A 26,968-nucleotide genomic window follows, 5' to 3' on the forward strand; every position below is an offset into this window, starting at 1 on the left:
TCATATCTTCTTAATCTACTCTGACACAGGGTCCATGGCCGACAGCTATGAACTCTGGATCAATTTTTAAAAGCTCATTTTTCATTGATTTTAATTTTTCTTCATTTGGAACTCTGCTCATGTCTATGCTGTACACTTCATCTCTCCAGACACTTTCTATCAGTTTTCCGTGGCTGTCTCCCAATCGAAACATAAGATCGCTGCTGAACAGTATCTTGCGGACTTCTTCGAAAAACAGCAATCCGTTTTGTAAATGAACTTCTGACGGATAATTCACGAAGCTGAATAGAAAACCGTCACCTTCGAGGGTCTCCCCGGCTCTTTTAACAAGTATATTACCATCGTAGCCAAAGCCAGCAAGCTGTCTGGCACAGATTTCTGAACATACGACAGTCACATCAGGAAAATTATTTTTCAGAATTGAGATGCCACCGCATTCATCGGACTCAAAATGGGATACGAGTATGTATTTAGGAGGAACAGAACCCAAAATCTCTTTCAGCTGGGGAATTATCCTTTCAGTCTGGTCTGCAGTTCCGGTATGTATGAGTACAGGCTCAGGCGCAGCAAGCAGATATTGATGAATGGAAAGCTTGATCGGCGCAATATACTCTGTGAACTGATATAAGCTGTCATATATGGTCATTTTACTCTTCTCCCGTTCATCATTAGTGCACCATCAGTTAACCTTTTATCCCCTGATATTCTCGTCATCTCATCAAGAGTATTCTCTTAAATGGTCATGTCTATATACTTCGTTGTTTGTTGGCATCTTAGCTCTCGGAGGACACCTCATGAAGAAAGTCGTCATCACAGTTGTAGGAAAAGACTGCGTAGGCATCATTGCAAAAGTATGCACGTATCTGTCAGATAACGGAATCAATGTTCTGGATATATCTCAGACAATTGTCCGCGGATACTTCAACATGATGATGATTGCAGACATTGACGGTTCTTCCAAAAATTTTCCTAAGATCTCAGAGGATCTTGATGAAATTGGCAAAAAGATCGGTGTCGTCATCAGAATGCAGCATGAGGACATCTTTGACATGATGCACAGAATCTGAAGGTGGCGGCATGATTAACATTTATGAGGTTCTGGAAACCAACGACATGATCCTCCGTGAGAATCTTGATGTGAGAACAATCACACTCGGAATAAGCCTTCTGGATTGTGCGGACAGCAGTCTTGAGAGACTCAATGATAACATCTACAATAAAATCACCACGATCGCAAAAGATCTGGTTTCAGTCGGAGATGACATCGAATTGGAGTTTGGAGTTCCTGTTGTTAATAAAAGGATTTCAGTAACGCCGATCTCAATCGTGGGGGCGTCAGCATGCAAGACGCCGGAAGATTTTGTCACTATTGCAAAAACTTTGGACAGAGCGGCAAAGAAGGTAGGGGTGAATTTTCTCGGAGGCTATTCAGCATTAGTCCCCAAAGGGATGACTAAAGCAGACGAGCTCCTGATACGTTCTATCCCCAAAGCACTGTCTTCAACCGAAAGAGTATGCAGTTCTGTTAATCTGGCATCTACAAAGACGGGAATAAACATGGATGCCGTCAGCCTCATGGGTTCAATAATCAAAGAAACGGCAGAACTCACAAAAGGCAGCGACTCAATAGGCTGTGCAAAGCTGGTGGTATTCTGCAATGCACCGGATGACAACCCGTTCATGGCAGGAGCATTCCACGGAGTCACAGAAGCAGATGCAGTTGTGAATATCGGGGTAAGCGGTCCCGGAGTAGTGAGGAATGCAGTTTCGCAGGTCAAAGGAGCAGATTTTGAAACTTTATGCGAGACTGTCAAAAAGACAGCTTTCAAGATTACGCGGGTGGGGCAGCTGGTAGCTAAAGAGGCTTCAGAACGCCTTAACGTGCCGTTTGGCATTATTGATCTTTCTCTGGCTCCTACGCCTGCAGTAGGCGACAGCATAGCCGAAATCCTGGAGGAAATGGGCCTGGAACGTACAGGAGCGCCAGGAACTACTGCGGCTCTGGCGATTCTTAACGATCAGGTGAAAAAAGGAGGCGTAATGGCTTCATCATATGTCGGAGGACTGTCTGGAGCCTTTATTCCGGTAAGCGAAGACGGCAGAATGATTGAGGCTGTCACCTGTGGTTCTCTCACCATTGAAAAGCTTGAGGCGATGACATGTGTCTGTTCTGTAGGACTAGATATGATTGCTATCCCTGGAAATACAGAGGTTACCACGATTTCTGGCATAATTGCTGATGAGATGGCAATCGGCATGGTCAATCAGAAGACTACTGCCGTGAGAATCATTCCTGTTATCGGCAAAGGTGTTGGCGAAACAGCAGAATTCGGAGGCCTTCTCGGCTCAGCTCCTGTGATGAAGGTCAATTCTTTCAGCTGCAAAGACTTTGTGAGCAGGGGAGGAAGAATTCCGGCACCGATTCACAGTTTCAAGAACTGAATTATGCCTCTTTGTTACACGTCTGGTACCAAAAAATGCCTTAATATGGTATACCATATTTATTTAATGCATATATTTTAATTAATTATATTTTCTTAGCATTCAGGAGCAGTTATTTTATACCACATTGTATTCGTTTTACTTATGGAAATAGCATCCAGCTATCAGAATATATCGGATATTATGGCGATATAGATTTTTAATATTAAACGTGGTGATCTGAATGAACAAAATTTACAGACTAATTGCGGCATGTGCGGTATTGATTGCAGCACTGACCCTGCTTGTGCCTTTGGGTGAGATTGAATCAGATGATTGTTACGACGATAATCTATCTGATAATCTGCCGGTTTTAAGCGCTAATGAAGATCAGAATGTGATTGACTGGAACAACTGTCCGATTAAGTTATCATATAGTTTTAATGAAACCGACTGGACTGAAATTCCGTTTAAATATGAAGGATATGCATCGATTTCATACTCCATCCATGAAGACGCTCTTGATTTAAGTGGTATGGGTAAAAATGATATTATTTACATGAAAGCAGAGCCGATTGATGGTTTTTCTGCAGTTTCTAATGAGCCAGCATTTTTGATTGAAAATTTTGAAGTTTCATGGTGGCACACATCTTCAGAAGATGTGACCTTGAATTATACTGCCTTTGTTGAGTTACAGAATGATGAATGGTGGTCATGGGATGTACCAATCTCAACGCTGGGAGAGTGTGGACGCTATGACTACCTTTCCATTGGATTCTCTATTAATGGCACAAAGTGTCAATGTAACTTATACAACGATCTAGACGATCAGAGAATTATCTTTTTATCCTTGAACTCGAAACAATCTATTCAGTCTGAATTGGATGCGCTTGTTGGAACGTATATCTGCGATAAACAGACAATTCAAATTTACAAGGATGGAGGCATATATGTCAAGCGTATACTCGGTGAAGTCACAGGTGGACATCCAGCGACTGGTAAAATTGGAGATATGTACTACATTCTTGGTGAAACTGGCATCAAAGAAACTTTAGTCACAGTAGGTTACACTGTCAATGCCTATTTTAGCATTAATAACAACTCAGGCGGTGTAGTCTCATTGACAGCAGTTGATGATTACACTTATTCTTCTACAAATTCCGTGTCTGAAGAGATTTCAAAAGATTCTGTTTTTGAAAGAGAATCAACGGGAATTTCAATAAATGGATTGGAATATCCAGACCTACAGACAGCAATCAATTATGCTAGTGATGGGGATATTATCAACTTGGATGTTGGCACATATAACCTTGATAAATACATTACAATTGATAAGAATATAACTCTAAAAGGAATTATCGGAGAGACTAAAGAAGCCTCATCTGTAATTACTGGGTTCCAAGGATCCTCTGATACTAGTCTAGTTGTAAATATTCGTATTGAAAGTTCTGCTACTTTAGATTCAATTTGGATCGACATCGATTCAAATGCGATTGGAGCTAATGGTGACAACTGTAATGGTATGCGCGGTGCGATAGATCTTGGAAATTCCGTCAATGCAAAAGTTATGAATTGTAAGTTTACAAAATCCACTCCAACCAGTGATGCTGATCAATCAACAGCAGTCTATGCTGGTTCTGGAAGTCTAATTGAACATAATTACTTTGACGGCTGGATTAATGCCATATACTCTGAAATCGCAACGAATTCTGAAACTACTACCATATATAGCAATATTTTCAAAAACAATAATTACGCAATTCATATAGCAACTATGCCAAATTACAAGATAACTGGCAATGATATATCGAATGGGAGCGTATCTATAAGTGGTAATAATGTGGAATTTAAAAATAATATTCTTAATGGTGTAACATTTAAAGTCTATTCTTTATCAATGACAATTTCAGATAATGCGTTTTTATACTCTTCTGAAATAATAAATAAAAAACCAACAGTTGGGCTTATAGATGTCTCTGGTAATTACTGGGGAGGAACTCCAGAAATAAGCGGTAATCTGAAATTGTCTAACTGGTATAACTTGTATGATCCTGTAAATTCATCATTTTCAGAATTAGTGAGCGAAACGATAATTGGAACTATCTATGTAGATAGTTCAGTTGAAACCTCTGGAAATGGGTCTAAAAGCGCTCCATTTAATACAATCTCTAAAGCTATTGAAGTCGTAAATTCTGGTCAAACAATCTCTGTATTGCCAGGTACTTACAATGAAACAATTTCTATATCTGAAGGCTTGAGAGATGTTACACTGCTTGGTGTTAATTCAGATAATAATCCTTTAGATAATTCTTGGGATGCTTCTGGAACGATACTAACAAATGGAATCAGCATAGAAACTCACGGCACTCATGAAAATCCGAATCCAACCATTGTTGATGGTCTGACAATAAAAGGATTTGATTTCAAAAACAAAGGATTTGTAATAGTGGGATGGTGGGAAAACGGCAGCATATCCAACATAACGATTGAAAACAATCGTTTCACAGATATTGATGATGGAAACAACGCAGCCATTCATTTCAATACTTCATCTCAAATGGCAGTTGACAATATAACCATTATATACAATCTTATTGAAAATATTGGATCTTATGGAAATAGTCCCTCTGGAATAAGCATCTCATCTGCAAAAGGTACTGTAATAATCGAAGGAAATTGGATTAAGAATACCTATCACAATTCGATTCAAGTTTTCAATCAGTCCAGTGGGAAATTGATAATTCAAAATAATCATCTTGAAAACTGGGATTATGACCAAGCCAATGGAGGCAGAGCATTCCGTTTTGATTACATAGATATTGATGAAATTAAAATCTATTTAAATTCATTTCAGAAAGTAGAACTTGATGGTGATGATCTAGGCAGCACATATCTAAAAATAACACACTCAAACACACACATATCTGCTTCTGGAAATTACTGGAATGGAACGAATCCGACGGTTGATACGTTTCCTATACTTTCCGAATGTGAATCTACAATTGAGATTAATTCCTGGTATACTCAATACGATCCAGAAAGCAACACACTCAGCGGATTAGAACCAGATATTCCGGGAGTTGTTCCAGATGTGCCTGATACACCTACTTTTCCTGATGTCCCAGATGTTCCTGTAACTCCTGAAGTGCCGGTGCCGGATGAAAATGGAAACATCGATATAGAGATTCCAAAAAGCGACATCGATAAAATCGTGGATGATGCAGTGTCTTCCGGCTCTGAATCAGTGACAATTACTGATGTCAGCGACATTGAAGATGTTTCATCAGTTACAATAGGCAAAGAGAATCTCCAAGAGATTTTGGATAAGATTGTCGCAGATGATTCAATATCTGAGGCAGTCGTGAAGCTTCCAGAAGGTTCAGTCTCAATCGGAAAGGATGTTCTGTCTTCGATACTTGAAACAACTGAAGAAAGCTCGATAACGATTAAGGTGTCAGATGCCAAAGATGAGCTGAATGAAAAGCAGAAGGAAGCAATAGGGGACAGGCCGGTATATGACATCACAATGCTGAAATGAAATGAGAAAATAACGAGTTTCAATGGTAAAACCATCACAGTTTCCCTGCCTTATGAACTAAAGGAAAATGAACTTCCAGACAACATTGTGGTCTATTATGTAAAAGACGATGGCAATACTGAAAAAATGAACTGTGTTTATAAAGATGGAAACGTATCTTTTGAAACCAGCCACCTGTCTTATTTTGCAATCTCTTACGAAGTGCCTGAACCAATGCCTGAAGAACCGGCAGGCAGCAGCAATGCGGTGTATTATGCAATTGCAGTCGTAGCAATCCTGATTGTAATAGCTGCAGCAGCATATTTCATCGTCAAGAGAAAACAATAACCACGCTGAACTCAATGAAGTCAGCAAACCACTTTCTTTATTTTTATAATTAAATTATTTTTATGCCAATATCTGCGAATAACGTTAATACTATGTGAATCATTATATGAGCCATGTCTTTAGAAAATGGTATCAGAATTGTTGCAGACCTTATGGAAGTGGCTGCCAGAACAGCACCCAAGGCTGTGGGCAAGGATTTCATAGAGGTGAAGATTCTTACAGATGAGGAAAAAGAAAAACTGGGCAGCGAGATGGTGGCTATGGCAAAAGAGAAGGGACCTGGCTACGAGAGGGACGGCAATAACGTTCTTAATTCAGATGCGGTAGTGCTGATCGGCCTCCTGCCTCACAAGGGAGTAGGGCTGAACTGCGGAGCCTGCGGCTGTGACTCCTGCTCAGAGTTCAACGAACACCATACAACAATTGAATTTGACGGTCCGAATTGTTCCATCAGAATGCTGGATTTGGGCATCGCCTTAGGATCTGCAGCTAAAATAGCTTCAGAACTGAATGTGGACAACCGCATTATGTACAGGATAGGAGCGGCGGCAAAGCGGTTAGGTATGACAGAGGCAAACATTACACAGGGAATACCGATCTCAGCAACAGGCAAGAACATCTTCTTCGACAGGTCCTGAAGAAAGATTGATGCAGGTGCAGGTCAAAATAGTCTAGAGTGGACCTGATTGCTATCCTCCCGCAGATCGTAACAATGCCGGGAGCAATAGCTATACTTTATTTTGAAAGGGACAATCCGCGCTCGGCAGTGCTCTGGCTTTTCCTGATGCTGATTTATGCTCCTGCCGGGCTGCTGCTGTACATTTTCTACGGATACAGCATGAGGCTCAGCCGGCCAGGTTTAAGAAAAAAAGAGCGCGCAGACATGTTCCGACTGGGGGCGGTATCGAAGCAGAAGCAGCTTTGTGACGGAACCTGCTCCCTAAAATGCGGCGAGCTGGAACATTACGATAATCTTGTTGAACTGCTCAGATCAGCAGGTGCAGAGTTGACTGCAGGCAATGAAGTAACGATTATGAATTCTGGTGAGGAAAAATTCAGAGCATTGTTTGAGGATATAAGACAGGCCAGAAGCCATGTTCATTTGGAGTATTACATAATCAGAAAGGATAAACTGGGAGAGAGGCTGATCGATTTATTGTGTGAGAAAGCCTCGGAAGGGGTGAAGGTATGCCTGCTGACCGACGGCTTCGGAACCGTCCTGAAACGTTCAGATATCAAAAGGCTGAAAGAGTCGGGAGCCGAATTGGCTTCTTTCTTCCCTTCTCTGCTGCGGCACATCCCTTTATTCAATGCCAGATTCAATCACAGGAATCACAGAAAAATAGCAGTCATCGATGGAGAAATAGGATATGTCGGAGGATACAACATCGGCGATGAGTATCTGGGAAACGGTCCCTTTGGGAAGTGGAGAGACACTCATCTGAGAATCAGAGGGGGAGCGGTGCATGACCTGCAGATCAGATTCATGCTTGACTGGGACTTTGCAGCCCACACGGGTCTGGAAGCCTCAAAGATCTATTTTCCCAAGAGTCCGGAGGCAGACGGATCGCCGGTGCAGATAGTCTCCGGAGGACCGGACCGCAAGAGAAGCCATATTCAGGAGGCGTACCTCAAACTGATTGCATCAGCAAAAAACAGAGTGTATCTGCAGACGCCTTATTTCATTCCCAATGAAAGTCTTCTTGATGCTCTGAAGTCGGCAGCTTTGTCAGGTGTAGACGTCAGAATCATGATTCCTGAAAAAATAGATCATATCTTCGTGCACTGGGCCAATCTTTCCTTTTTAGGCGAGCTGATAAGATACGGGGTAAAGGCATACATCTACAAAGACGGGTTTCTGCATGCTAAGACAATCGTTGTGGATGGAGAGGTTGCTTCGATCGGCAGTGCAAACTGGGATATCAGGAGCATGGAGCTCAACTTCGAGACGAATGCTGTGATATACTGTAAGAAAACCGCGATCCAGCAGGAAAAGGCCTTTTTTGAAGATATAAACTCCTGCTATGAATGGACTGAAGAAATGTATGCTCAACGAACTTATATGATGAGGCTTAAGTCAGGCATCTCCAGGCTGTTCTCGCCTCTGCTGTGATTATACGATCTCCACCCCTTCGTCTTTAAATCTTTTTGTCAGAGAGATATACATGTCAGTCATGGCCGTCTCGCTTTTGGCAGGTCTTCTTATCCAGATTCTTATCATCAGGCTTATGCCGCTGCTGTCTACTGATAAAATTTCAATCTGCGGGTCGTAGTTGTCCTTATCGACCTCTTCATCTGTAAAACTCTGAAAAAATGTAAAACCCAGCAGCCGGTTGTTTTTCTGGGCTTTTTTTCCTACTGCATCAGGCATGGTGTACGGATACTTCTCAGCTTCTTCGTAGACAATATCAGCAAACCTATCAAAATCCTCCAGTACTGCAACTTTAAAGTTCATTTCGACAGCAACAGCCTTTCTTTTGGAGTAGTTTATAGTTTTATTTCTGAAAAGATACCCATTGGGAATGTAGATCGTTCTTTTATCGCGGTCTTCCAAGACTGTATTCACAACTGTGATCTCTCTGACGATGCACATTCCTGTATCCGGAATCCCGGAAATCTGCACCCAGTCGTCAACCTCTACCTGTTTTGTCAGTGCAATGATTATGCCCGCCACGGCATTGGCAAAGAATTCTCTGACGGCAAACGCAATAGTCACACCAAGAAAGCTCAGGGAGAGCAGCATCGCCGAAAAGTCCATCCTCAGAACTACCCAGGTAGCTATGTATATGCCCATGGCGATGATGATATACTCAAAAATTCTGGCATTCTGAATCGCGGAGTTTCTGGAAGTTTTTTTAGACAGTTCTTTCCGTATGATGTAAAAAGCAAATCTGGCTATAGCGTAGATGAGAATAATTGAAAAAATAAATGTGAGTAATTCACGGATTGTGATACTTCCGTAAACTACCTCATCGTACCAAGACACGCATTATACTTTGTCAGATCTTCTAAATGAATGTGCGTCAAAGCATGTTGTGAAGTGATATGGCAACCATTGCTGTGATCATAACCGCAAGGAACAGGCTTATCACATAGGATATTTTGGAAAGAGCTTCAAGCGGAGTTCCTTTGTTGCGGTTGAAGTAGATGTAGGTGACAGCAAATGCAATCCAGAGTACGATTACCGATGCAGCCATGTAGATAAGGCGGTTATCTTCAAAGCCGATTGCAAACATGAACAGCATCAGACCTATGATGTTCAGGAAAACCGAACCCATACGCCACTTGTTGTACATGACCTGGGAATGCACCGATCTTTTCTTTGTCGAATATGACATTAGAATGCCGCATGCCTATGCACCTAATAAGATTTATGTGCACAGCCTGCTGGTTATAAAAGTAAAAATAGAGGCGGCTGGCGCCTGCATATGTTGTTTAGTTTGCGACTTTCCTTCCCGAGGCGAAGCTGTCAGTTTTCTTGCTCATCAGCATTACAGATACACCGAGCCAGATCAGAGCAAGTGCGAGCAGTATGATCTCGTTTCCAGGCCAGATATAGTTTGCAATGAACAATATTCCCACAACAGCCAGCAGACTTCCTGCAAAGAGGATTCTGCCCGTCTTCTTCTCTCCGGCATTCCAGTTGTTTTTGTTTCTTCCCAGAATGCCAACGGCTATCATTACATAGGCGCCTATTACCAGGAGCGCAATCGGCACGATTAGCAGCATACTTGCTTCAAAGTACGTCACTAAAAGAACCGCTAAGCCTATGGCAATTATAGAAAAGCCAATGGCTTGGATAAGCTGGTTTCTTTTCCCATCCGGTGACATGATCTAACGCATGTAATTTCTGCTAAATAAATATGTCTGACAATTGACTGACAAATAATGCAAATCAGCAGACATTATATATGCGGCTGTCCGGCAGGGGAGGTACTTTCACCTACCCCTCCGTTTTGGTTATATAAACTGACAGCGATTAACAGCCGGAATGGGATGAAATGGAAGAGTCACACAGCAATTGCCAGGGCAATCGCCGAAGAAGCAGATATTCACGGAGAATGCAGGCAGGCACTGTATCAAGGAGTGATAGACCCGGACCGCTCTCCGGACTATCACCGTAAAAGATCTAAAAATGGCAGAAACACTTTCAATAGGATGGCTCACCATCATCCCTCCACCTCCATGGTCATGTCATATGTCTGGGAGGCAAGGAAATTTTACTTAGAAAACAATGAGGCTGCAGCGATGAGAAGCATCGGCAGAGCTCTTCATTATGTGCAGGATAAATCCGTTTCAAGAGGATTCAGAGGCTGGACTCATGACATGAGGGAGGAAGCGGTCAGCAGACTGGATGTTCCAGCAGAAGAAATCAGACGCGGATTCAGCGAAGCCTGTTCTTCTCCAGATTTTGTAAGGGAGTGTATTACCGCAGTGAAAAACAAAAGGAATCCGCACAAGGCGCTGAAGACAGGAAGTTACTATTCAGCATTGATCTTCGCTTCAGTTTTTTCTCCGGCTGAGAACAGTTTTGAAATGAGAAATAAAAGCCTTAGGCAGTACAGACAGAGAAAGATCCTGCTCTGCGTAAGCACCGCAGTTTCGGCAGCGGCAGCAGCCAGCCTGCTTCTTAAGCTGTACATTCCAGCGGCTGTATTCGCTGCAGCGGCAGCAATTATGTTCGCATCAAATATTCACTACAAGGATGTTAAAAGAAAAGCCTCTTGGTACGGAACTCGTAAATCCTGAAATATTCCTGCGATCACTTTATCAATCATATGGGATATTAAGGAACTGATAGCATGTCTACCGTAAAAAAATATATGTCGATCAAAAGGGAAGTTGTATCCCCTGACGACTCAGTACAAAGCGCAATAGAACTCATGGTGGATCACGATCAGGGAAGTGTAATTGTGATCGACGATGCAGAACATGTTCTGGGAATTTTCACAGAGCGTGACGTGCTGCGCCATTATCTTACACACCAGACTAAGTTTCTGTATCTCAAGGTCTCGGAAGTCATGAGTGCTCCAGTCGCTACAGTCTCTGAGGACACGCCTATCCAAGAAGCTCTGGAAATGATGACCTCTAAGAATATACGCCGTCTTCCGGTAGTGGACTCTGAAGGAAGAATGATCGGTTTCCTCTCTTGGAAAGAACTCTTTGCCAAGTTCCGCAGAGAGCACTCAACTTAAACCCCTTCTTTTGAATTTTATTCTGATTTTTGCTCTTCTGCAGAAAGATTTATGGGACTGCAGTTGCTTGATGAATCAAGTGATTACTGCGGGGAGCTCATGATTCCGAGCAAGTTACTTTTTGGGAAGTATTTCTCTATCCTGCACAGGCAGGAGCAGAAGCATCTGAACCACATCATGCAGGAATACGGATTGACTTCATTCAGTTATCCTCTTCTTGTTTATCTATATCACAATGAAGGTCTGAATCAGAGAAAATTATGCGATATACTTTCACTTGATGAATCTCTTGCCACCCGCACAATGCGGACTCTGGAAACTGAGGGATATATCGTACGTGAAAGGGATCTGAAAGATCAGCGGTCTTACACGCTTATGCTGACCGACAGCGGTAAGAAAATCGCTGCACTGCTGGAGGAAGAGATTGTCAAATGGTGGTCGGAAGTTCTCAATCCCTTGGATGAGACATCGCTTGCAATTCTTTCAGCGCAGATGGATAAAGTTTCTCAGAGGGCAATAAATCTGAATCGGGCTAGAATTGATTCAAAAAAAGTGGATAAATAATTTATAAAAATTAACAAAAGATCAGACGACATTTTGAGGCCTGCCGTCCAGCCAAAGCTGGATATTGTCCATTGCAATCTCTGCTCTTTTCATCATAGATTCTTCAGTGGCAAATGCAATATGAGGTGTAGCCACTACGCCGGGGGCATTCAGAAGCGGGTGCTCCGGGGGAATCGGAGGTTCCATTTCGAAAACATCAATCCCTGCACCTGCCAGACGGCCTTCTCTGAGGGCCTCAGCCAGAGCATGCGAGTCTACTATTGCTCCTCTGGCAGTGTTTATGAAAACAGCAGAGGGCTTCATGAGTCTAATTTTATCTCCATCGATAAGATTCTTGGTTTCAGGAGTGGAAGGTAGATGAAGAGATATGATATCACAGGTTGAAAGCAGGTGATCCAGGCTGACAAATGAAACGTGCGGAAGATCTTTCACGCTGCGGTTGTATGCATAAACTTCACATCCAAACGCATCTGCTATTTTTGCTACTCTGCTTCCAATGGCTCCGGCGCCAATAACTCCAAACTTCTTGCCTTCTAATTCATGCCCGGTAAGACACTTCCCGGTGCCTTCTTCTCTTACGGCGCAGTTGCATTCAATTATCTTTCTGTAAATATCAATAATCATTCCAAAAACCAAATCAGCAACAGCCGCGGTGGAATATCCGGCGCAATTGCATACCAGAATGCCTCTCTCTTTACAGTATTCAACATCAACATGATCTGTGCCTGTGAAAGCCACGCAGATCATTTTCAGATGCGGACATTTTTCTATGACCTCTTTTCTGTAAGGAAAATTTGAGAGAACAACAGCATCTGCATCTTTAGAACGCTCTATGAGTGTCTGCAGATCTTCTTTTCTGTCATCGTATGCTGTTATTTCCATCCTGTTCTGAACTGCGGACTCTGCAAGGCTTAGAAGTTTTTCCTTGGAAATTCCCAGAGGCTCTAAAATTACCAGCTTCGTCATCTTCAATAAGTATGGTCTCAGCGGTTATTCTAAATTTCTGAAGTATTGAAAAAGACAAACTCAAAAAGGCAGTGTGGGGGAACTTCCCCATTTCTTAAGGAGAAATGGGGGCGGAGTTGACTTAATGAGCTATACATTGGATGTAATATCCAATATTTATATCTATTTATGGCTTTTACTTTGCTCACCATGTTTTTCCATAGTAAGCTACAATTCTCAATTACTGATTAATATTCCTTCCATCCATATGTGAATGTGGGTATCAGACAGAAGAATGTTTGAGCTCGAGACATTTATTAATTTCTGTTGGGAGGAATAACATGAGCTATGATCTGATGGTATTTGAAATATCAAAAGCCCCGAAAACTAAAAAAGAGTTTCTGGACTGGTATGAAAAACAAACCCAATGGTCGGAAGATCACAGTTACAGCGACCCTGAAGCAGCATCTCCAGCTTTGAAAGACTGGTATGCAAAAATGAAAAAGACATTTCTGCCGATGAATGAAAACAGCTCAGCGGACGAAAATCTAGACGAGGATGAGGAATCATATCTGACTGATTATTCAATCGGCAGCAGCGTAATCTATACAGCGTTTTCATGGGCACGGGCTGAAGAAGCATATACACTGACAACCTCATTGGCACAGAAATGCGGCGTAGGTTTCTTTGATGTCAGCGGAGACGGGGACATAGTGCTGCCGGACGGAAGCGAGATTGACTGAGGATCTGAAATGGCACAGGAATCATATAAGCAGAATCTTCATGAGAAAGCCGAGTTTCAGCGTACATTTCAGATACAGCTTCTTTTTGAAGAAAATGGCGTCAGGCCTTCAACAGAAAATATCCTTGCGGAGATGGAGAAGACCTTCGGCAAAGTCGACCTCATCTCTGCAGGAAGCCTGACTGCATTCGGCATCCGCAAGTATCCTGTTGAGTATAAGGATCATCAGGCTGTGCCGGCTCAGCTTCTCATCTCTGATTTTGAGCCTTTTGACAAAAACAGCATAACTGCCTTGGAAAAGAGCCAGCTTTGGGACTGCCCCGATGCGGAGCCCCTGCTAGATAACTGCCGGTATAAACTGATGCTGTCTGACTTCATGGCCTCAGGATTGGATTATAAATGCAGATGCGAAATGCTGGCAGACTGGCTGGAAACAATGCTGAGACTATTTCCCGACTGCACTGCTGTCTGGACTCCTTCCAGCGGCAAGCTTCTCAGGCGGAAGAAGATTTTAGAAAACCCTGTTGGAGGAGCAGGCAGATTTCTGCTTTTCGGAGTGAATGCCAGATTCTTCAACATAGAAGGAACCGAGGATATGATTGTAGACACTCTTGGTCTGTATGCAGTCGGACTTCCTGACATACAATATCATTTTCACGGCTTAGATCCTAACAAGGTTGTAAATCATGCGTATAATGTAGCCTCGTACATCTTCGAGAATGACGCACCGATTAAAAGCGGTGAAACGATAGATGGTATTTCTGAAATTGGAATCGACCGCGGCGTCAGGTGGAAATGCCAGTATGAGATGGGTCTGATCCAGCCTTCAAGGGAAGTAATGGATATCTGTCCTGGAGAATATGCATCTGGCACCAGAGAATAAAATCTTGAGCAGAATGCTCTCAAAACTGGTGAATCTGCAGAAATTAAAAAAAGGAGAGGACTCAGTCCTCTAATGTTGAAAGGTCGCCTACCGGCTGTCCAAGTTCCTGAGCTTTCAGAACTCTGCGCATGATCTTGCCGCTGCGGGTCTTAGGCAGAGTAGTTACAAACTCCATTTCTCTTGGATATGCATAGTATGCAAGGCGGGTTTTGACGAAGTTGGTGATTTCTTTCTTAAGTTCATCGCTTCCTTCATATCCTGGACGAAGCATGACAAAAGCTTTCACGATCTCTCCTCTGAGAGCGTCAGGCTTTCCGATTACTCCAGCTTCTGCTACGGCAGGATGTTCGATCAAAGCAGATTCAACTTCGAACGGGCCTACGCGTTCCCCAGATGTCTTGATAACATCATCAGATCTGCCAAGGAACCAGAAGTATCCGTCTTCGTCTTTGAATGCCAGATCCCCCGAGATATACCATCCCGGGACTCTGAAGTATTCTTTAAACTTTGGAGTGTTGCGCCAGATTCCCAGCATCATCGACGGCCAGCCTGGTCTGACCGCAAGATATCCCTCGGTCTTTGGAGGCACTTCGTTGCCGTTTTCGTCTACTACTGAAGCTGTAACTCCTGGAATCGGCTTACCCATTGAACCGGGTTTAATCGGCATGCACGGGTAGTTGCAGACCATATGAGCGCCTGTTTCCGTCTGCCACCATGTATCATGAATGCGGTGGTTCAGGACCCTGTCTCCCCATTTCACTACTTCTGCGTTGAGTGGTTCTCCGACAGAGCAGATGTGCCTGAGGCGGGAAAGGTCGTATTTTTCAACGATTTCATCGCCAGCATTCATCAGCATTCTCAAAGCAGTCGGGGCTGTGTACCAGACTGTGATGCCGTATTTCTCGAGCAGATTGTACCAGACATCGGCATCAAAGCGGCCTTCATATGATACGATTGTAACTCCGAGATACCACGGAGCCAAGACACCGTATGATGTACCCGTAACCCATCCTGGGTCGGCTGTACACCAATATGTATCATCTTCATTAAGATCCAGAATCATTTTGGCAGTATATGCCTGCTGAATCATGGCCTTGTGTCCATGGAGGACTCCTTTCGGCTTTCCAGTTGATCCAGATGTGTAATGGATGACATACGGATCTGAAGGCTGCATAGATACTGTTTTAAAGCATGAATCTCCGGAAGCCACGACATCGTCAAACTTCACGGTTATGTCTCCAAGATCAGCGTTGTCTCCGACAATAATGATCTTTTCAATATCCACAAGATCGTCCAATACAGGCTCTATTCTCTTGTAGAGATATGGAGATGTGATGACATACTTAGCTCCACAGTCTAAAGCACGGTCTTTGAAAGCTTCTGGACCAAGGGCTGAGAATAACGGGCTTGCCATTGCACCCATCTTGGTGACTCCGATCAGAGAAATATACAGCTCTGATGTACGGTCGAGATAGATGAATACACGGTCACCTATCTCAGCACCAAGCTTGGTGAGACCTGAAGCCAGCTTGCTACTTATCTCAGCTATTTCGCCAAAAGTATACTTGCGTACTTCATTATTGGCAGTGATCGAATAGAGTGCAATCTTGTTTCTTCTCCAGTTAGATGCGTGCCTGTCAATTGCTTCGTGGGCTACGTTGTAGACTCCCCCCTCCGACCAGCTGAATTCCTTGTCGACGGAGGCCCATGCAAACTCTTTACAGGCAGTCTCATAATCCTCGAGATTACCAATTTTTCTGGGCGGTATGGTCCCTTCCATGCCAATTCTCTCCATTATATACTTCCAATGAAAAGACACACCATATAAAGCATTATCGAATTCCGTGTTCGACAATCGTAGAATCATTCACATTATGTGCCTATCTCTGCGATATACCTCAGTTATTTGTATAATTCGTAGAGATTTCTTCTTTATTCCTGCCGTCCTGCAAGCGGAAGACTTATCTCTACCTCTTTGTTTCGGGTGATTACAAACCCTAGTCATACCTACAAATGAAGGACAAAGGTGAATTAAAGCAAAGAGAGATGAAAAAGCATGTCAGTATCTAACTTGGGCACTTTCGCTGCCTTTCGAAATGTTTATAAAGGAACTAATAGTACACGCTACCCCACGTGGTGAGTACATGAAGTACACTAGATTTGAAAAGGCGCGTATCATTGGTGCCAGGTCATTACAGGTTTCTCTTGGTGCGCCAGTTCTTATCGACATTCCAGAAGGCATGATAGATCCAGTAGAGATTGCCATGCTCGAATATGATACGGATATGATCCCTATCACAGTAAAAAGAGATACATGAGGTTTTTAAATGAGTGAGGAAATTAACGCCGATTTACTGGTTCCTGAGGATATCTATCTTACTTCTGGTGTCCATATCGGTACCCAGCAAAAAAGTGCTGACATGAAGAAATTCATCTTCAAAGTCAGATCTGATGGATTGTATGTAATGGATGTCAAGCAGACAGATGCTCGTATCAGGGCAGCAGCTAAATTCTTAGCCAGATTCCCTGCAGACCGCATTTTGGTTTCTTCTGCAAGACAATATGGACAAAAGCCAGCCAAGATTTTTGGAAAAACACTTGGATGCAAAGTTTTTGCTGGAAGGTTCGTTCCCGGTACACTCACAAATCCAATACTGCCTGAGTTCATCGAACCCGCAGCCCTTCTGGTAACAGATCCAGCTGCAGATCAGCAGGCTATCGCCGAAGCTCTCAACGTTGGAATCCCAATCGTTGCTCTCTGCGATGCTAACAATGAAACAAGGAATGTTGATTTAGTCATCCCGACAAACAACAAAGGACGCCGTGCTCTCGCATGCGTTTACTGGCTCCTCACCCGTGAGATTCTCAAAGAAAAGGGAATCATCAGCAGCGATGATGAGTTCAAACTTACAATGGATGACTTTGAAGCAAGTCTTTAAAGTTTTACTACCAAGGTCAGGATTCGCATCTTGACCTTAAAAAATTCTTTTTTTTAATCTGGTTTGTTTTTCAGCAGCGCTGTCAGATATAATTTTATGACGTTTTCGTTGGTATCTCTGTTTTAGAATGCACTAGTGGGCAAATTAAAAATACGATCTAAATTGATTATGAAGCTATGAGATATCCTGCAGTAGCTGGATCTTTTTACCCCAAAAATATAGATGATTTAAAAAGTGAAATTGAAAATTCATTTAAATCTAAGTTTGGACCCGGTTACATTCCAGCGCTGGATCCAAAGGGTCCAAGGGCTATCAAAGCTGCAGTAAATCCTCATGCAGGATATTTTTATTCGGGGCCTGTTGCAGCACACACATTCGCCGCTATGGCTAAAGACGGATTTCCGGAAACCTTTGTAATACTGGGACCAAACCATCATGCCTTAGGACCGCTGGTAGCTACTACAGACCAGGATTTCCTGATGCCAATGGGAAAAGTAGAGGTGGATACTGAAATTCTTGACAGGATCGGTTCGGCAGTTCCTAAAAGTCATGACGCTCACAGACTCGAACATTCAATAGAGGTTCAGCTGCCGTTTATTCAGTACTTTTGCCCGGAAGCTAAGATTGTACCAATTGTGATGATTGACCAGACATACGAAACAGCAATAAATCTGGCTGAAATCCTGTCAGACGCATGCAGAGGAAAAGACGTTGTATTCTTAGCAAGTTCTGACTTTTCTCACTATGTTCCTCCAGATGTAGCTGAAGCTCAGGATAGAAAAGTAATCGACCGCATCCTCAGCATGAACGTTCCTGAAGTTATTGACACTGTTCAGAGATACAAAATAACAATGTGCGGCTACGGGCCGGTAATGACTGCCATGCTGGCTTCAGGATCTCAGAGCGCAGGTCTGCTGGCATACGGTACGTCCGGAGATGCCTGTGAAATGAAAGATGTTGTAGGATATGCTTCAATCATTATGACCTGAGGCTGGAGATATCTTACGCTGGATGTGAAATTAATCTTTGAAAATCAAAATGAACTTTCTCGAATGCTTTTAGTTTTTCTAAGGTCCGGCGCCTTGTGATAAGCGCCGGCCTTGTTTTAAATGCTGTTTTCAAACAGACTCTGGTTCAAATGCGTTTCATCTTTCCGATTGTCGGTTCGTATACCAGACCTTTGTCAAGCAGGGAAGTGGTAATCTCTTCCAGCTCTGATTCTCCAATGTTGGACTTGGCGGCTTCTCTGGCAAGTTCTGTCAGCGGAGCACCTTTTTTAGTTGTGTCCAGTGAATCAATAAGCTTGAGGATCAGCTCTTCTTTCTGATCATCGTCTAACTGCGCAGGCGGGATCTGCTGTTCTTCTTCCTTGCTCTGCGGCGGGACAATCTCTTCTTCTGCAGGGATCAGTTCATCCTCGTCAATGTCAAATTCTTCAGGAGATGAAAACATCTGATCACCGGTAGGCATTGAAATTCCCTCGTCTGATGTCACCTGGCCTAAAACTTCCAGCAGCATGCCGCGGTAGCGGTTGGTATCTATTTTTCCATAATGGCTTATTGCCTGTGAGACACCGTCTGCCATGTTTGGTGTAAAGCCGTGGATTCGCAGATCATCTTTGGTAGGCGAATCAATCTCCAGTGCCTCTTCAGTAAGCTCAATCCTTTTGAGGGTGGACTTTGCAGTTTCAACTATCCAGTAATCCCTGATCTCCGGAGTGGTCTCGACGATCTGCTCCGGCCTGATTGAAACATACATATTGCCTCCCTGGGGAGTGTATGTTCTGCATTTTCCGATGATTGCTACTATGCAGGGAGTCTGAAGATTTGACAAGATCTGCACGGCTTCAGGAGAAAACTTTCCTGCGTAGACATAAAATCTGTCGGTGCCGTCAGAAAGAAGTGCTCTCCACATTGGTTCAACATCAGTACCTACATTTTGTTTGTCAGTAAGCACTCCCACAACCATGATGCGGTTGACTTTTGCTCCAAGCGGAGTAATCACATATGAAGGCGCTCTTTCCCCATCACCTTTGATATCAAGGGTCGAAGCGTTGTATTCAGATGCAAACATTCTCCATGCTACTTCTCTTGATATCATTAGAATCCCTCCACTTTTGAAATGAGATCTTCAGCTTCTTTGGCAATGTCCAGATTCACAGGGCTGACATCATGAACGGTCATGGTAAGTCCGTACTCATCAGAAGTTACTCTTCCTCTGACCTCTATGGGCTGAGCCAGAAGCTTCTTCTCAAATCTCGGGCCCAGGAAATCAAAGTCCATGATGGTTTTTCCTTCTTCGAGTGCATCTGCCAAAGTAATTCCGGTGAGCTTTTCAGTAAGCTCTTTTCCTAAAACGATCATCATCGAGCCGGTGCCGTCATCCAGAATCGCTTTTATCCTTAAGTCTGGTGTAGGCGTAACCTGTCCGTGTGTCTGGCATATGCCTTTCATAACCGGACGGTGGCATTCAGGGCATCTGAACAATATTCCCGATCCCTGTTTAATGTCAACAATGCTTCCAATAATGACAGTATCAGCAGAGCCGCCTCTTCTTTCTATATCTTCAACAGTGCACCGCGTTCCTTTGTCCAGAGAATCTCTGTCGGGGAAATCAATTTCCGGGCGTGTAACTGAGGCCTTTTCTCCAAAAGTCAGCTGAGGAATCCCTTTCCATCCTCTGGTATATGCTCCTGCAATAGTGACAACTTCATTCTCCTGCAGTTTAAAATCATACCATGCGGAAAAGTCGATTTTTCCTGTTTCATCAGCCAGAATTCCTGAGAATACAGTTTTTGTCTCTCCGTTGGCTTCAACCTCTCTTGGTCTTATTGATAAAACTCTTCCTGTAATCTTCAGCCCGATCATGTTTTCTTTCAGATCTCCAATCTGGGCATTGATCGGCTGGGAGCTTACCTGTTTAGGTTCCGGCACAGTCCCGTCCGGGAGGTTGACAGAATCTTTGTTCTGCTTTTCAATTACAGCTCTGACACCGATATTGAGTTTAGGCTGCCCGCTCCATTCTTTGGTGTATGCATGCCTGATAAGGTAAACTTCTCCGGGAGTCATTTCACATTTGTCTTTTTCCCAGAGTGTGTATTGTATACTGCCGGTTTCATCTGCGACCACGCCGTATATAATCGTCTTCATCGTGTCATCGTTCTGTTTGATTTCCCTTTCATTTGCTGAAATCACTTTGACAAGAATATCCACAGTCTGCTCGCTTGTGCCTAGGGTTGAAACCATTCTTCTGATGCCTTTAGTGAGTTTGTTGGGGTCTCCGCCATATTTCCTCACAATGTGTCTCTTTGAAGCTTCCAGAGACATTCTGTATGTGTTCAAATATGTGCTAAGGTCATTCTCTATCTTCTCTTCTGTAAGTTTTCCGTCCAGCACCCTTACGATTTCTAAAACATGAGGTGCAATTTCTTCTTTCGTCATCATTTCTTTTCACCTTGTGATGAGTTTGTTCTTTTGATACCATAGTGGATATTTAATATGTTTTGAGGGGTGGGTGAAAGTACCTGCTTTTGTTCAGAGTGGATATGAAAAAGCAAAAGTATTTTATAACGTGCGGCATGAGTCAGTATGATGTCAGCAGGAGGATACACCATTGGTCTTTGAAGACCTGATGAATTACCTGGGGTCGCTTGGCGGCGATCCAGTTATTTACTGTATTTTCCTCTTCATCTATGTTATTCTGGCAGCAGTAATCCTTCCGCTGCCTGTTGAGATTGCTTTATTCCTTTCTGCTGGAACGCCTTTCTTTGTAAAAGCTCTGATCATCAGCTTAGGAAAGATGATCGGGGGCGTCATTGCTTTCCAGATTGGAGGAGCTCTCGAAGGTGTAATCAAAAGGTACACGAAATGGAAATGGTTCAATTATATCTACAAAGCATGCTACTGGCTGGTGTCAAAGTTCGGTTATGTGGGGCTTTATCTAATTCTCAGTATTCCATTTATGTCAGACACGGTTCCGTTGTATCTGTTCTCCCTATTCAAGGATGAGAGCCACATGACTGTGAGAGGATTCGCCATAACCTGTTTCCTTGCTGGATTTACCAGATCTATCATAGTCTATGTAGCAGCTACATTCTTTGGAATTCAGCTCTACGATGCACCGCAGGGAACTGAGTTCATGCTTATCTAAATGCGATCTTAAGCAGAAGGCTTATTAGAAAGATATGAAATTTGACGTTATGGTTCCTAAGAACAGAATTCAAGAAATTCTCAGCGAATATGATCCTGAAGAGATCACTATCGCTACTTTATGCTCACATACTGCTTTACAAATTTTTCACGGTGCAAAGAAGGAAGGCTTCAAGACTCTGGGTTTGGCTGTGAACCAGAATACAAAGTTTTATGATGCTTTTCCGCTTGCCAAACCGGATGAGATTCTTAGATTCAACAGTTATGATGAATTCATAACAAAATCAAAAGAACTCACTGACAGAAATGTAATCATCATCCCTCACGGATCATTTGTGGAATACATGGGCACAAAGCGCTTTGAGCAGATGGAGGTACCTACTTTCGGCAGCAGGCAAGTGCTCAAGTGGGAAGAGAGCCGCGACAGCCAGCGTGAGTGGCTGGAGAGTGCGGGAATTTCCATGCCTAAAAGGATTGCAGATGCCAAAGATATCTCGGAACCTGTGCTTGTTAAATACAACGGCGCGAAAGGCGGCCGCGGATTCTTCATCGCCAAAGACTTCATGGAATTCAAGATGGGAATTGATCTGAGTGAAGAATCATATACAATTCAAGAGTACGTTCTCGGTACGAGATACTACCTCCATTACTTCTATTCGCCAATAAAGCAGAGTGGATACAGAGTCGGCAACGGATCTCTCGAATTGATGTCGATGGACCGCAGAGATGAAAGCAACATCGATGAGCTGTATAAACTGGGATCAACCGAAGAACTGAAAAAACACGGTATGTTCCCGTCACTGGTAGTCACAGGAAATATTCCTGTAGTTATCAGAGAAAGTCTTCTTGCTAAAGTATTCGAGATGGGCGAGAGCGTCATCAACAGGAGTTACGAGCTTTTCGGAGGATTGATCGGCCCGTTCTGTCTGGAATCTATTGTCACAGATCACCTGGACTTCAAAGTCTTTGAAATCTCCTGCCGTATTGTAGCAGGTACCAATCCTTTCACCAGCGGATCTTCTTATTCTGATATGACCGAGCCGGGCATGAGCACCGGGCGCAGAATAGCCAGAGAGATCAAAGACGCCATCGCTGCCGGAAAGCTCAGCGAAGTGGTGTCTTGAAACTGACAATTGTCTTCGCAGACGCAGAAATAGAAAAAGCTCCGGAAGACGGGGAAATCCCTCTTCTGGATGCTTATTTCTACCCGGACGTTGAAGGCAGGCGCGGAAGACCTGACATTGTGCATAATGCTCTGACGATCCTACGGAGCTCGCTGTTATGGAACCATATTGATGTGGCAGTGTGCACAGAGCATGGGGAAATAATAATTCCTGAGAAGAATACATTTGTTCAGAATTATCTTGATTTTATGTCTCAGGTGTCTTCTCTTCTATCTGGCGGAGAATCAGAGGGATACAAGCTGACCAGAATGAATTTCTCTGATTTCATTCAGTCTCTGCATGCTGATAAAATCGTAGCATTGTCTCCCGATGGCGACAAAATTTCTCTGAGAAATGAAATTCTGACTGACGGTCATACCGTTCTGATAATCGGAGCTTTTTCAGATGGAGATTATTCCAGTCCAGTTTATGAACTCTGTGACTCTTCAGTTTCCATCGATGACCGTATCCTGACGGTACCGGAAGTCATCATGTCTGTTTTGCATGAATTGAATTTTTGAGTGAGAAAATGGAATACAATATCCTTCAGTTATCCAACAGGCAGGAGTTAAGAACATGGCTTTCGGAAAATTGCACATGTGAAAACTCCTGCTGGGTATGCGTATCTATGAAACCTTCCCCCGGCACACTTTGTTATTTGGATGTTGTTGAAGAATGTCTGTGCTTCGGCTGGATTGATACTACGAGAAAGAAACTGCCTGATGGAAAACTGATTCAAAGACTGACCCCGAGATCTAAAAACAGCAAGTGGTCTGAGCTGAACAAAGAAAGAGTAAGAAGACTTGAAAAACTGGGATTCATGACTGATGAAGGCAGAAAGCGCCTTCCCGACATGTCTCTTGACTTTGTGATTGATGAATAGATTCTCAAAGCACTGCAGGCTGATGAAGAAACATATGCCAATTTCTTAGAATTTCCAGACTTGTATAAGCGGGTAAGGATCAACACAATCAGATAAAAAAGAGTCAGCCGCAGCTGTTTCAAAGCCGATTGGAAAAATTCATTCAAAATACGAAACTAAATAAAATGTATGGCAACTGGAATGATGACGGACGTCTGTTGAATTATTAAATCATAGCTGTCAATACACATGAACCAGCATGCTTAAAAATTGAGAACAAAACTATAGAAAAAAGAGGATTGCTCCTCTGTATTTACCAGCCTCTTTCCTGAAGCCTTTCTTCCTGGGCAATTGTTGAAATCTCAATGCCTTTCATAGCATCTCCGAGGCCTTTTGAAACTTCAGCTATGATCTTAGGATCATCGAAGTGAGTTACAGCCTCAACAATTGCTTTTGCTCTCTTAGCAGGATTGTCAGACTTAAAGATTCCAGAACCTACAAACACTCCATCAGAGCCGAGCTGCATCATAAGGGCAGCATCTGCAGGAGTAGCGATTCCGCCGGCGGCGAAGTTGATGACTGGCATTCTCTGAAGCTGCGCTACTTCTTTAACAAGTTCATATGAAGCCTGGATTTCCCTGGCTACAGCACGGAGCTCCATCTCATCTTTATTCTGAAGTTCACGGACTTTTCCCATGATCACTTTCTGATGACGGACAGCTTCAATGACGTTTCCTGTTCCCGCTTCTCCCTTTGTTCTAATCATTGCAGCTCCCTCGTCAATACGGCGGAGAGCTTCTCCAAGATCACGGGCGCCGCATACAAACGGAACGGTGAATTTTTTCTTCTCAACATGATAGAATGGATCTGCCGGAGTAAGGACTTCGGATTCATCAATCATATCTACACCGAGAGATTCCAGGACCTGTGCTTCTACAAAGTGTCCTATTCTGCATTTGGCCATTACTGGTATAGAAACGGCATCTATGATTTCCTCAATCATGAGAGGATCTGACATCCTTGCGACTCCACCTTGAGCTCTGATGTCAGCAGGAACTCTTTCAAGGGCCATTACGGCAACAGCACCAGCTTCTTCAGCGATTGCAGCCTGCTCAGCGTTAGTTACATCCATGATAACTCCACCCTGCTGCATCTTTGCGAATCCTCTTTTTATGAGGTCGGTTCCATAACGAAGCTTGGCCATGTCCAATTCAAAAGGCATTTCAATTCACCTTGCTTTCGTTATCCATGTCTGATATATCAAACTTTCAGGATTGCTGTGGTATTCCGGCAGCAGTTCTTCAGTTTACGTATTTTTGCGAAACATTCTGCATAGAATCGATGCAATTCTTGGAAAGCGTTATGTACATCCCCCTTTATTTTCTGCAAGATGTCCGCAAGGCGCCTAAGCAGAGTACCAGAATCCGGAACTGTAAAAATCGCAAATACTGTAAGTAAGCTCAAAAGCGAAGGTGTCGACATAATCTCATTCTCTACCGGAGAACCAGATTTTTCAACTCCTGACAATATTACCAAAGCATGTGTAGACTCATTAAACAAGCATTTTACACACTACACTCCGTCTGTTGGTATCCCAGAGCTTAGAAAGGCAGTTGCGGAAAAGAGCAGGAATGAAAACAATATTCCGTGCGAAGCCTCTAATATTCTTATTACACCTGCCAAACAGGCAATCTTCATGACTGCGCTGTCTCTGATAGACGAGGGAGATGAAGTCATTCTTCCAGATCCGTCATGGGTGACATATGATGCTTGTATCAGGCTTGCCGGCGGAATTCCGAAATATGTCAAAGTAAAACCGGAAAATGAATACAGGATAACTCCTGAGGAAGTAGCGGAATTGGTTTCTCCAGCTACTAAAATGATCTTCCTCAATACTCCTGCCAATCCTACCGGTGCAGTTGCCACGGAAGAAGATCTCAAGGGCATTGCAGACATTGCGATCGACCATGACCTTTATGTCATGAGTGATGAAGTCTATGAGAAGATCCTTTTTGAAGGAAAACATGTCTCCATAGCTTCCCTGCCTGGTATGTTTGAGCGGACAATCACCATCAATGGAATGTCTAAAGTTTATGCCATGACTGGATGGAGAATAGGCTGGGCCGTTGCCCCGCCGGATATATTCAAGATCCTCAATATCCTGCAGACTCATTCTGTCACATGCTGCACATCCTTTGCCCAGCAGGCCGGAGTAGAAGCATTAAGCGGACCGCAGGATTCTGTAAAAAACATGGTTGATGAATTCAGGGTCCGCCGTGAAATCGTCATGGAAGAACTGGCAAAGATCCCTACTCTGCATACGCCTAAACCAAAAGGCGCATTCTATGTGTTCCCTGAATATGATTATAAAATGAACTCTGTGGATCTGACAGAATATCTTCTTACAACTGCTCATGTGGCAGTCACTCCCGGTTCGGCATTTGGTCCAGGCAGTGATGGGCATATCAGAATATCATATGCCTGTTCAAGGGATGATATAAGAGAAGGATTAAGAAGAATTGGAGAGGCTCTGTCTAAATTAGACAGATGATCTCAGTTTTTTATTACAAGAGCTTCAAGAAGCTCTTCCAATCCTTCATTTGTTTTTGCACATGTTTTTATAAGTTTCTTGCCGCCGGTTACGGTTGCATAATCTTTCTCAAGAAGGCTGATATCGCTGTCCATGTAAGGAGCGATGTCCATTTTGTTCAGAACTGTAATGTCCGAGGAAGAAAAGATCATCGGCTGCTTTCTGACCATATCATCGCCTTCAGTTACTGATATAACGACAACCCTTCTGTCTGTTCCCAGTGGAAAATCTGCAGGACATACAAGATTTCCTACATTTTCAATAAACAGGAAGTCGATGGAATCCAGATCAAGATCATCCAAGGCATGATCCACCATGTGAGCATCCAGATGGCATTCTTTTCCGGTATTGAGATTCAATGCTGGAATTCCCGCAGCTGTAAAACGGTTATAATCATCCTGGCCTACCAGATCACCCGCGATTACAGCCGGCCTGAAGCCTTTTTCTTTCATTAAAACTGCAAGTTTAGTAATCAGAAGAGTTTTTCCTGAACCGATGGCACCCATAAAATCTACAGATGTTATGCCCTTGGCATGAAGACGATTCAGATTGTCTTCGCCTATCTTTTTGTTGCAAGCTAAAATGTCAGCTTCTACAGAGATATCTGCAATTTTGTGCACAGTCTCTGAGAAGCTTTGTATGTTCTTAACA

General features: G+C 43.3%; 28 protein-coding genes and 1 pseudogene. 19 read left to right on the top strand and 10 right to left on the bottom strand.

Annotation, left to right across the window (positions count from 1 at the left end):
- Window positions 1–10 precede the first annotated feature (10 nt).
- On the bottom strand, window positions 11–646 hold the full coding sequence (locus H729_RS00670; RefSeq protein ID WP_020448072.1) for an oxygen-binding di-iron domain-containing protein: 636 nt from the start codon (window positions 644–646) through the stop codon (window positions 11–13).
- 148 nt (window positions 647–794) lie between these two features.
- On the opposite strand from H729_RS00670, the gene H729_RS00675 reads away from it, so the two are divergent.
- The 6 genes from H729_RS00675 to cls all read left to right on the top strand — a co-directional run bounded on the left by H729_RS00675 (window position 795) and on the right by cls (window position 8,399).
- Window positions 795–1,067, top strand: coding sequence for an ACT domain-containing protein (locus tag H729_RS00675; protein WP_020448073.1), 273 nt, complete (start codon window positions 795–797; stop codon window positions 1,065–1,067).
- Window positions 1,068–1,077: 10 nt separating this feature from the next.
- On the top strand, window positions 1,078–2,442 hold the full coding sequence (locus H729_RS00680; RefSeq protein ID WP_020448074.1) for a PFL family protein: 1,365 nt from the start codon (window positions 1,078–1,080) through the stop codon (window positions 2,440–2,442).
- A 223-nt stretch (window positions 2,443–2,665) separates the two neighbouring features.
- Window positions 2,666–5,959 carry a DUF1565 domain-containing protein gene (locus H729_RS00685; RefSeq protein ID WP_020448075.1) on the top strand — a complete coding sequence of 1,098 codons (3,294 nt, stop codon included), beginning with the start codon at window positions 2,666–2,668 and terminating at the stop codon, window positions 5,957–5,959.
- A gap of 87 nt (window positions 5,960–6,046) precedes the next feature.
- A complete protein-coding gene (locus H729_RS00690) occupies window positions 6,047–6,286 on the top strand; it encodes a hypothetical protein (protein WP_020448076.1) in 240 nt (79 codons plus the stop codon).
- A 113-nt stretch (window positions 6,287–6,399) separates the two neighbouring features.
- Window positions 6,400–6,924 (top strand): ferredoxin domain-containing protein, encoded by a 525-nt coding sequence (locus H729_RS00695; RefSeq protein WP_020448077.1) that lies wholly within the window; start codon window positions 6,400–6,402, stop codon window positions 6,922–6,924.
- 38 nt (window positions 6,925–6,962) lie between these two features.
- A complete protein-coding gene (cls, locus tag H729_RS00700) occupies window positions 6,963–8,399 on the top strand; it encodes a cardiolipin synthase (protein ID WP_020448078.1) in 1,437 nt (478 codons plus the stop codon).
- On the opposite strand, the gene H729_RS00705 is transcribed toward cls, so the two are convergent.
- The 3 genes from H729_RS00705 to H729_RS00715 all read right to left on the bottom strand — a co-directional run bounded on the left by H729_RS00705 (window position 8,400) and on the right by H729_RS00715 (window position 10,117).
- Window positions 8,400–9,272, bottom strand: a complete 873-nt coding sequence (locus H729_RS00705; protein WP_020448079.1) for a mechanosensitive ion channel family protein — start codon at window positions 9,270–9,272, stop codon at window positions 8,400–8,402.
- Window positions 9,273–9,309: 37 nt separating this feature from the next.
- The gene (locus H729_RS00710) at window positions 9,310–9,624 is read right to left on the bottom strand and encodes a hypothetical protein (protein ID WP_147554362.1); all 315 of its coding nucleotides are present in this window, start codon (window positions 9,622–9,624) and stop codon (window positions 9,310–9,312) included.
- 97 nt (window positions 9,625–9,721) lie between these two features.
- Window positions 9,722–10,117: a hypothetical protein gene (locus tag H729_RS00715; protein ID WP_020448081.1), complete on the bottom strand. Its 396-nt coding sequence runs from the start codon at window positions 10,115–10,117 to the stop codon at window positions 9,722–9,724.
- Window positions 10,118–10,282: 165 nt separating this feature from the next.
- Between H729_RS00715 and H729_RS00720 the strand changes: the two genes are divergently transcribed.
- From H729_RS00720 to H729_RS09360, 3 genes are read left to right on the top strand one after another with little or no spacing between them, the layout of a single operon-like run.
- Window positions 10,283–11,035 (top strand): hypothetical protein, encoded by a 753-nt coding sequence (locus tag H729_RS00720; protein WP_020448082.1) that lies wholly within the window; start codon window positions 10,283–10,285, stop codon window positions 11,033–11,035.
- Window positions 11,036–11,088: 53 nt separating this feature from the next.
- Window positions 11,089–11,481, top strand: coding sequence for a CBS domain-containing protein (locus tag H729_RS00725; protein ID WP_020448083.1), 393 nt, complete (start codon window positions 11,089–11,091; stop codon window positions 11,479–11,481).
- A gap of 51 nt (window positions 11,482–11,532) precedes the next feature.
- Entirely contained in the window at window positions 11,533–12,045 is a 513-nt protein-coding gene (locus H729_RS09360; RefSeq protein ID WP_020448084.1) for a MarR family winged helix-turn-helix transcriptional regulator, read from the top strand.
- Between the two features lie 21 nt (window positions 12,046–12,066).
- Here the strand turns inward: H729_RS09360 and H729_RS00735 are convergent, their stop codons facing one another.
- The gene (locus tag H729_RS00735; RefSeq protein WP_020448085.1) at window positions 12,067–13,011 is read right to left on the bottom strand and encodes a 2-hydroxyacid dehydrogenase; all 945 of its coding nucleotides are present in this window, start codon (window positions 13,009–13,011) and stop codon (window positions 12,067–12,069) included.
- A gap of 320 nt (window positions 13,012–13,331) precedes the next feature.
- Between H729_RS00735 and H729_RS00740 the strand changes: the two genes are divergently transcribed.
- Together H729_RS00740 and H729_RS00745 are read left to right on the top strand one after the other, a co-directional pair.
- On the top strand, window positions 13,332–13,733 hold the full coding sequence (locus tag H729_RS00740; RefSeq protein ID WP_020448086.1) for a hypothetical protein: 402 nt from the start codon (window positions 13,332–13,334) through the stop codon (window positions 13,731–13,733).
- Between the two features lie 9 nt (window positions 13,734–13,742).
- Window positions 13,743–14,615, top strand: a complete 873-nt coding sequence (locus tag H729_RS00745; protein ID WP_020448087.1) for a DUF4261 domain-containing protein — start codon at window positions 13,743–13,745, stop codon at window positions 14,613–14,615.
- A gap of 61 nt (window positions 14,616–14,676) precedes the next feature.
- On the opposite strand, the gene acsA is transcribed toward H729_RS00745, so the two are convergent.
- Window positions 14,677–16,410, bottom strand: a complete 1,734-nt coding sequence (gene acsA, locus H729_RS00750; RefSeq protein ID WP_236608640.1) for an acetate--CoA ligase — start codon at window positions 16,408–16,410, stop codon at window positions 14,677–14,679.
- Between the two features lie 349 nt (window positions 16,411–16,759).
- Between acsA and H729_RS00755 the strand changes: the two genes are divergently transcribed.
- From H729_RS00755 to amrB, 3 genes are all read left to right on the top strand, one after another.
- Window positions 16,760–16,933: a DNA-directed RNA polymerase subunit K gene (locus tag H729_RS00755; protein WP_020448089.1), complete on the top strand. Its 174-nt coding sequence runs from the start codon at window positions 16,760–16,762 to the stop codon at window positions 16,931–16,933.
- A gap of 9 nt (window positions 16,934–16,942) precedes the next feature.
- A complete protein-coding gene (rpsB, locus tag H729_RS00760; RefSeq protein ID WP_020448090.1) occupies window positions 16,943–17,554 on the top strand; it encodes a 30S ribosomal protein S2 in 612 nt (203 codons plus the stop codon).
- Between the two features lie 176 nt (window positions 17,555–17,730).
- Window positions 17,731–18,543: an AmmeMemoRadiSam system protein B gene (gene amrB / locus H729_RS00765; RefSeq protein WP_020448091.1), complete on the top strand. Its 813-nt coding sequence runs from the start codon at window positions 17,731–17,733 to the stop codon at window positions 18,541–18,543.
- Window positions 18,544–18,688: 145 nt separating this feature from the next.
- Here amrB and H729_RS09365 read toward each other — a convergent pair whose 3' ends face one another.
- Together H729_RS09365 and H729_RS00775 are read right to left on the bottom strand one after the other, a co-directional pair.
- Window positions 18,689–19,654, bottom strand: coding sequence for an RPA family protein (locus H729_RS09365; RefSeq protein WP_020448092.1), 966 nt, complete (start codon window positions 19,652–19,654; stop codon window positions 18,689–18,691).
- A complete protein-coding gene (locus H729_RS00775) occupies window positions 19,654–20,997 on the bottom strand; it encodes a replication factor A (protein WP_020448093.1) in 1,344 nt (447 codons plus the stop codon). The genes H729_RS09365 and H729_RS00775 overlap by 1 nt, the downstream gene beginning before the upstream one ends.
- Window positions 20,998–21,166: 169 nt before the next feature.
- On the opposite strand from H729_RS00775, the gene H729_RS00780 reads away from it, so the two are divergent.
- From H729_RS00780 to H729_RS10265, 4 genes and pseudogenes are all read left to right on the top strand, one after another.
- Window positions 21,167–21,703, top strand: a complete 537-nt coding sequence (locus H729_RS00780; protein ID WP_020448094.1) for a hypothetical protein — start codon at window positions 21,167–21,169, stop codon at window positions 21,701–21,703.
- A 49-nt stretch (window positions 21,704–21,752) separates the two neighbouring features.
- Complete coding sequence (locus H729_RS00785; RefSeq protein WP_020448095.1) at window positions 21,753–22,826, top strand: formate--phosphoribosylaminoimidazolecarboxamide ligase; 1,074 nt, start codon at window positions 21,753–21,755, stop codon at window positions 22,824–22,826.
- On the top strand, window positions 22,823–23,386 hold the full coding sequence (locus H729_RS00790) for a ribosome biogenesis protein (RefSeq protein ID WP_020448096.1): 564 nt from the start codon (window positions 22,823–22,825) through the stop codon (window positions 23,384–23,386). Before H729_RS00785 ends, H729_RS00790 begins: the two co-directional genes overlap by 4 nt.
- Before the next feature lie 8 nt (window positions 23,387–23,394).
- Window positions 23,395–23,957: pseudogene (locus H729_RS10265) on the top strand (YdeI/OmpD-associated family protein).
- Between the two features lie 83 nt (window positions 23,958–24,040).
- On the opposite strand, the gene pdxS reads toward H729_RS10265, so the two are convergent.
- Window positions 24,041–24,931, bottom strand: a complete 891-nt coding sequence (gene pdxS / locus H729_RS00800; RefSeq protein WP_048134172.1) for a pyridoxal 5'-phosphate synthase lyase subunit PdxS — start codon at window positions 24,929–24,931, stop codon at window positions 24,041–24,043.
- A gap of 186 nt (window positions 24,932–25,117) precedes the next feature.
- On the opposite strand from pdxS, the gene H729_RS00805 reads away from it, so the two are divergent.
- On the top strand, window positions 25,118–26,278 hold the full coding sequence (locus H729_RS00805) for a pyridoxal phosphate-dependent aminotransferase (RefSeq protein ID WP_020448099.1): 1,161 nt from the start codon (window positions 25,118–25,120) through the stop codon (window positions 26,276–26,278).
- A gap of 2 nt (window positions 26,279–26,280) precedes the next feature.
- Here the strand turns inward: H729_RS00805 and hypB are convergent, their stop codons facing one another.
- On the bottom strand, window positions 26,281–26,937 hold the full coding sequence (hypB, locus tag H729_RS00810; protein WP_020448100.1) for a hydrogenase nickel incorporation protein HypB: 657 nt from the start codon (window positions 26,935–26,937) through the stop codon (window positions 26,281–26,283).
- Window positions 26,938–26,968: the final 31 nt, after the last annotated feature.

This window comes from Candidatus Methanomassiliicoccus intestinalis Issoire-Mx1 (genome assembly GCF_000404225.1).
GTDB classification, from domain to species: Archaea; Thermoplasmatota; Thermoplasmata; order Methanomassiliicoccales; family Methanomassiliicoccaceae; genus Methanomassiliicoccus_A; species Methanomassiliicoccus_A intestinalis.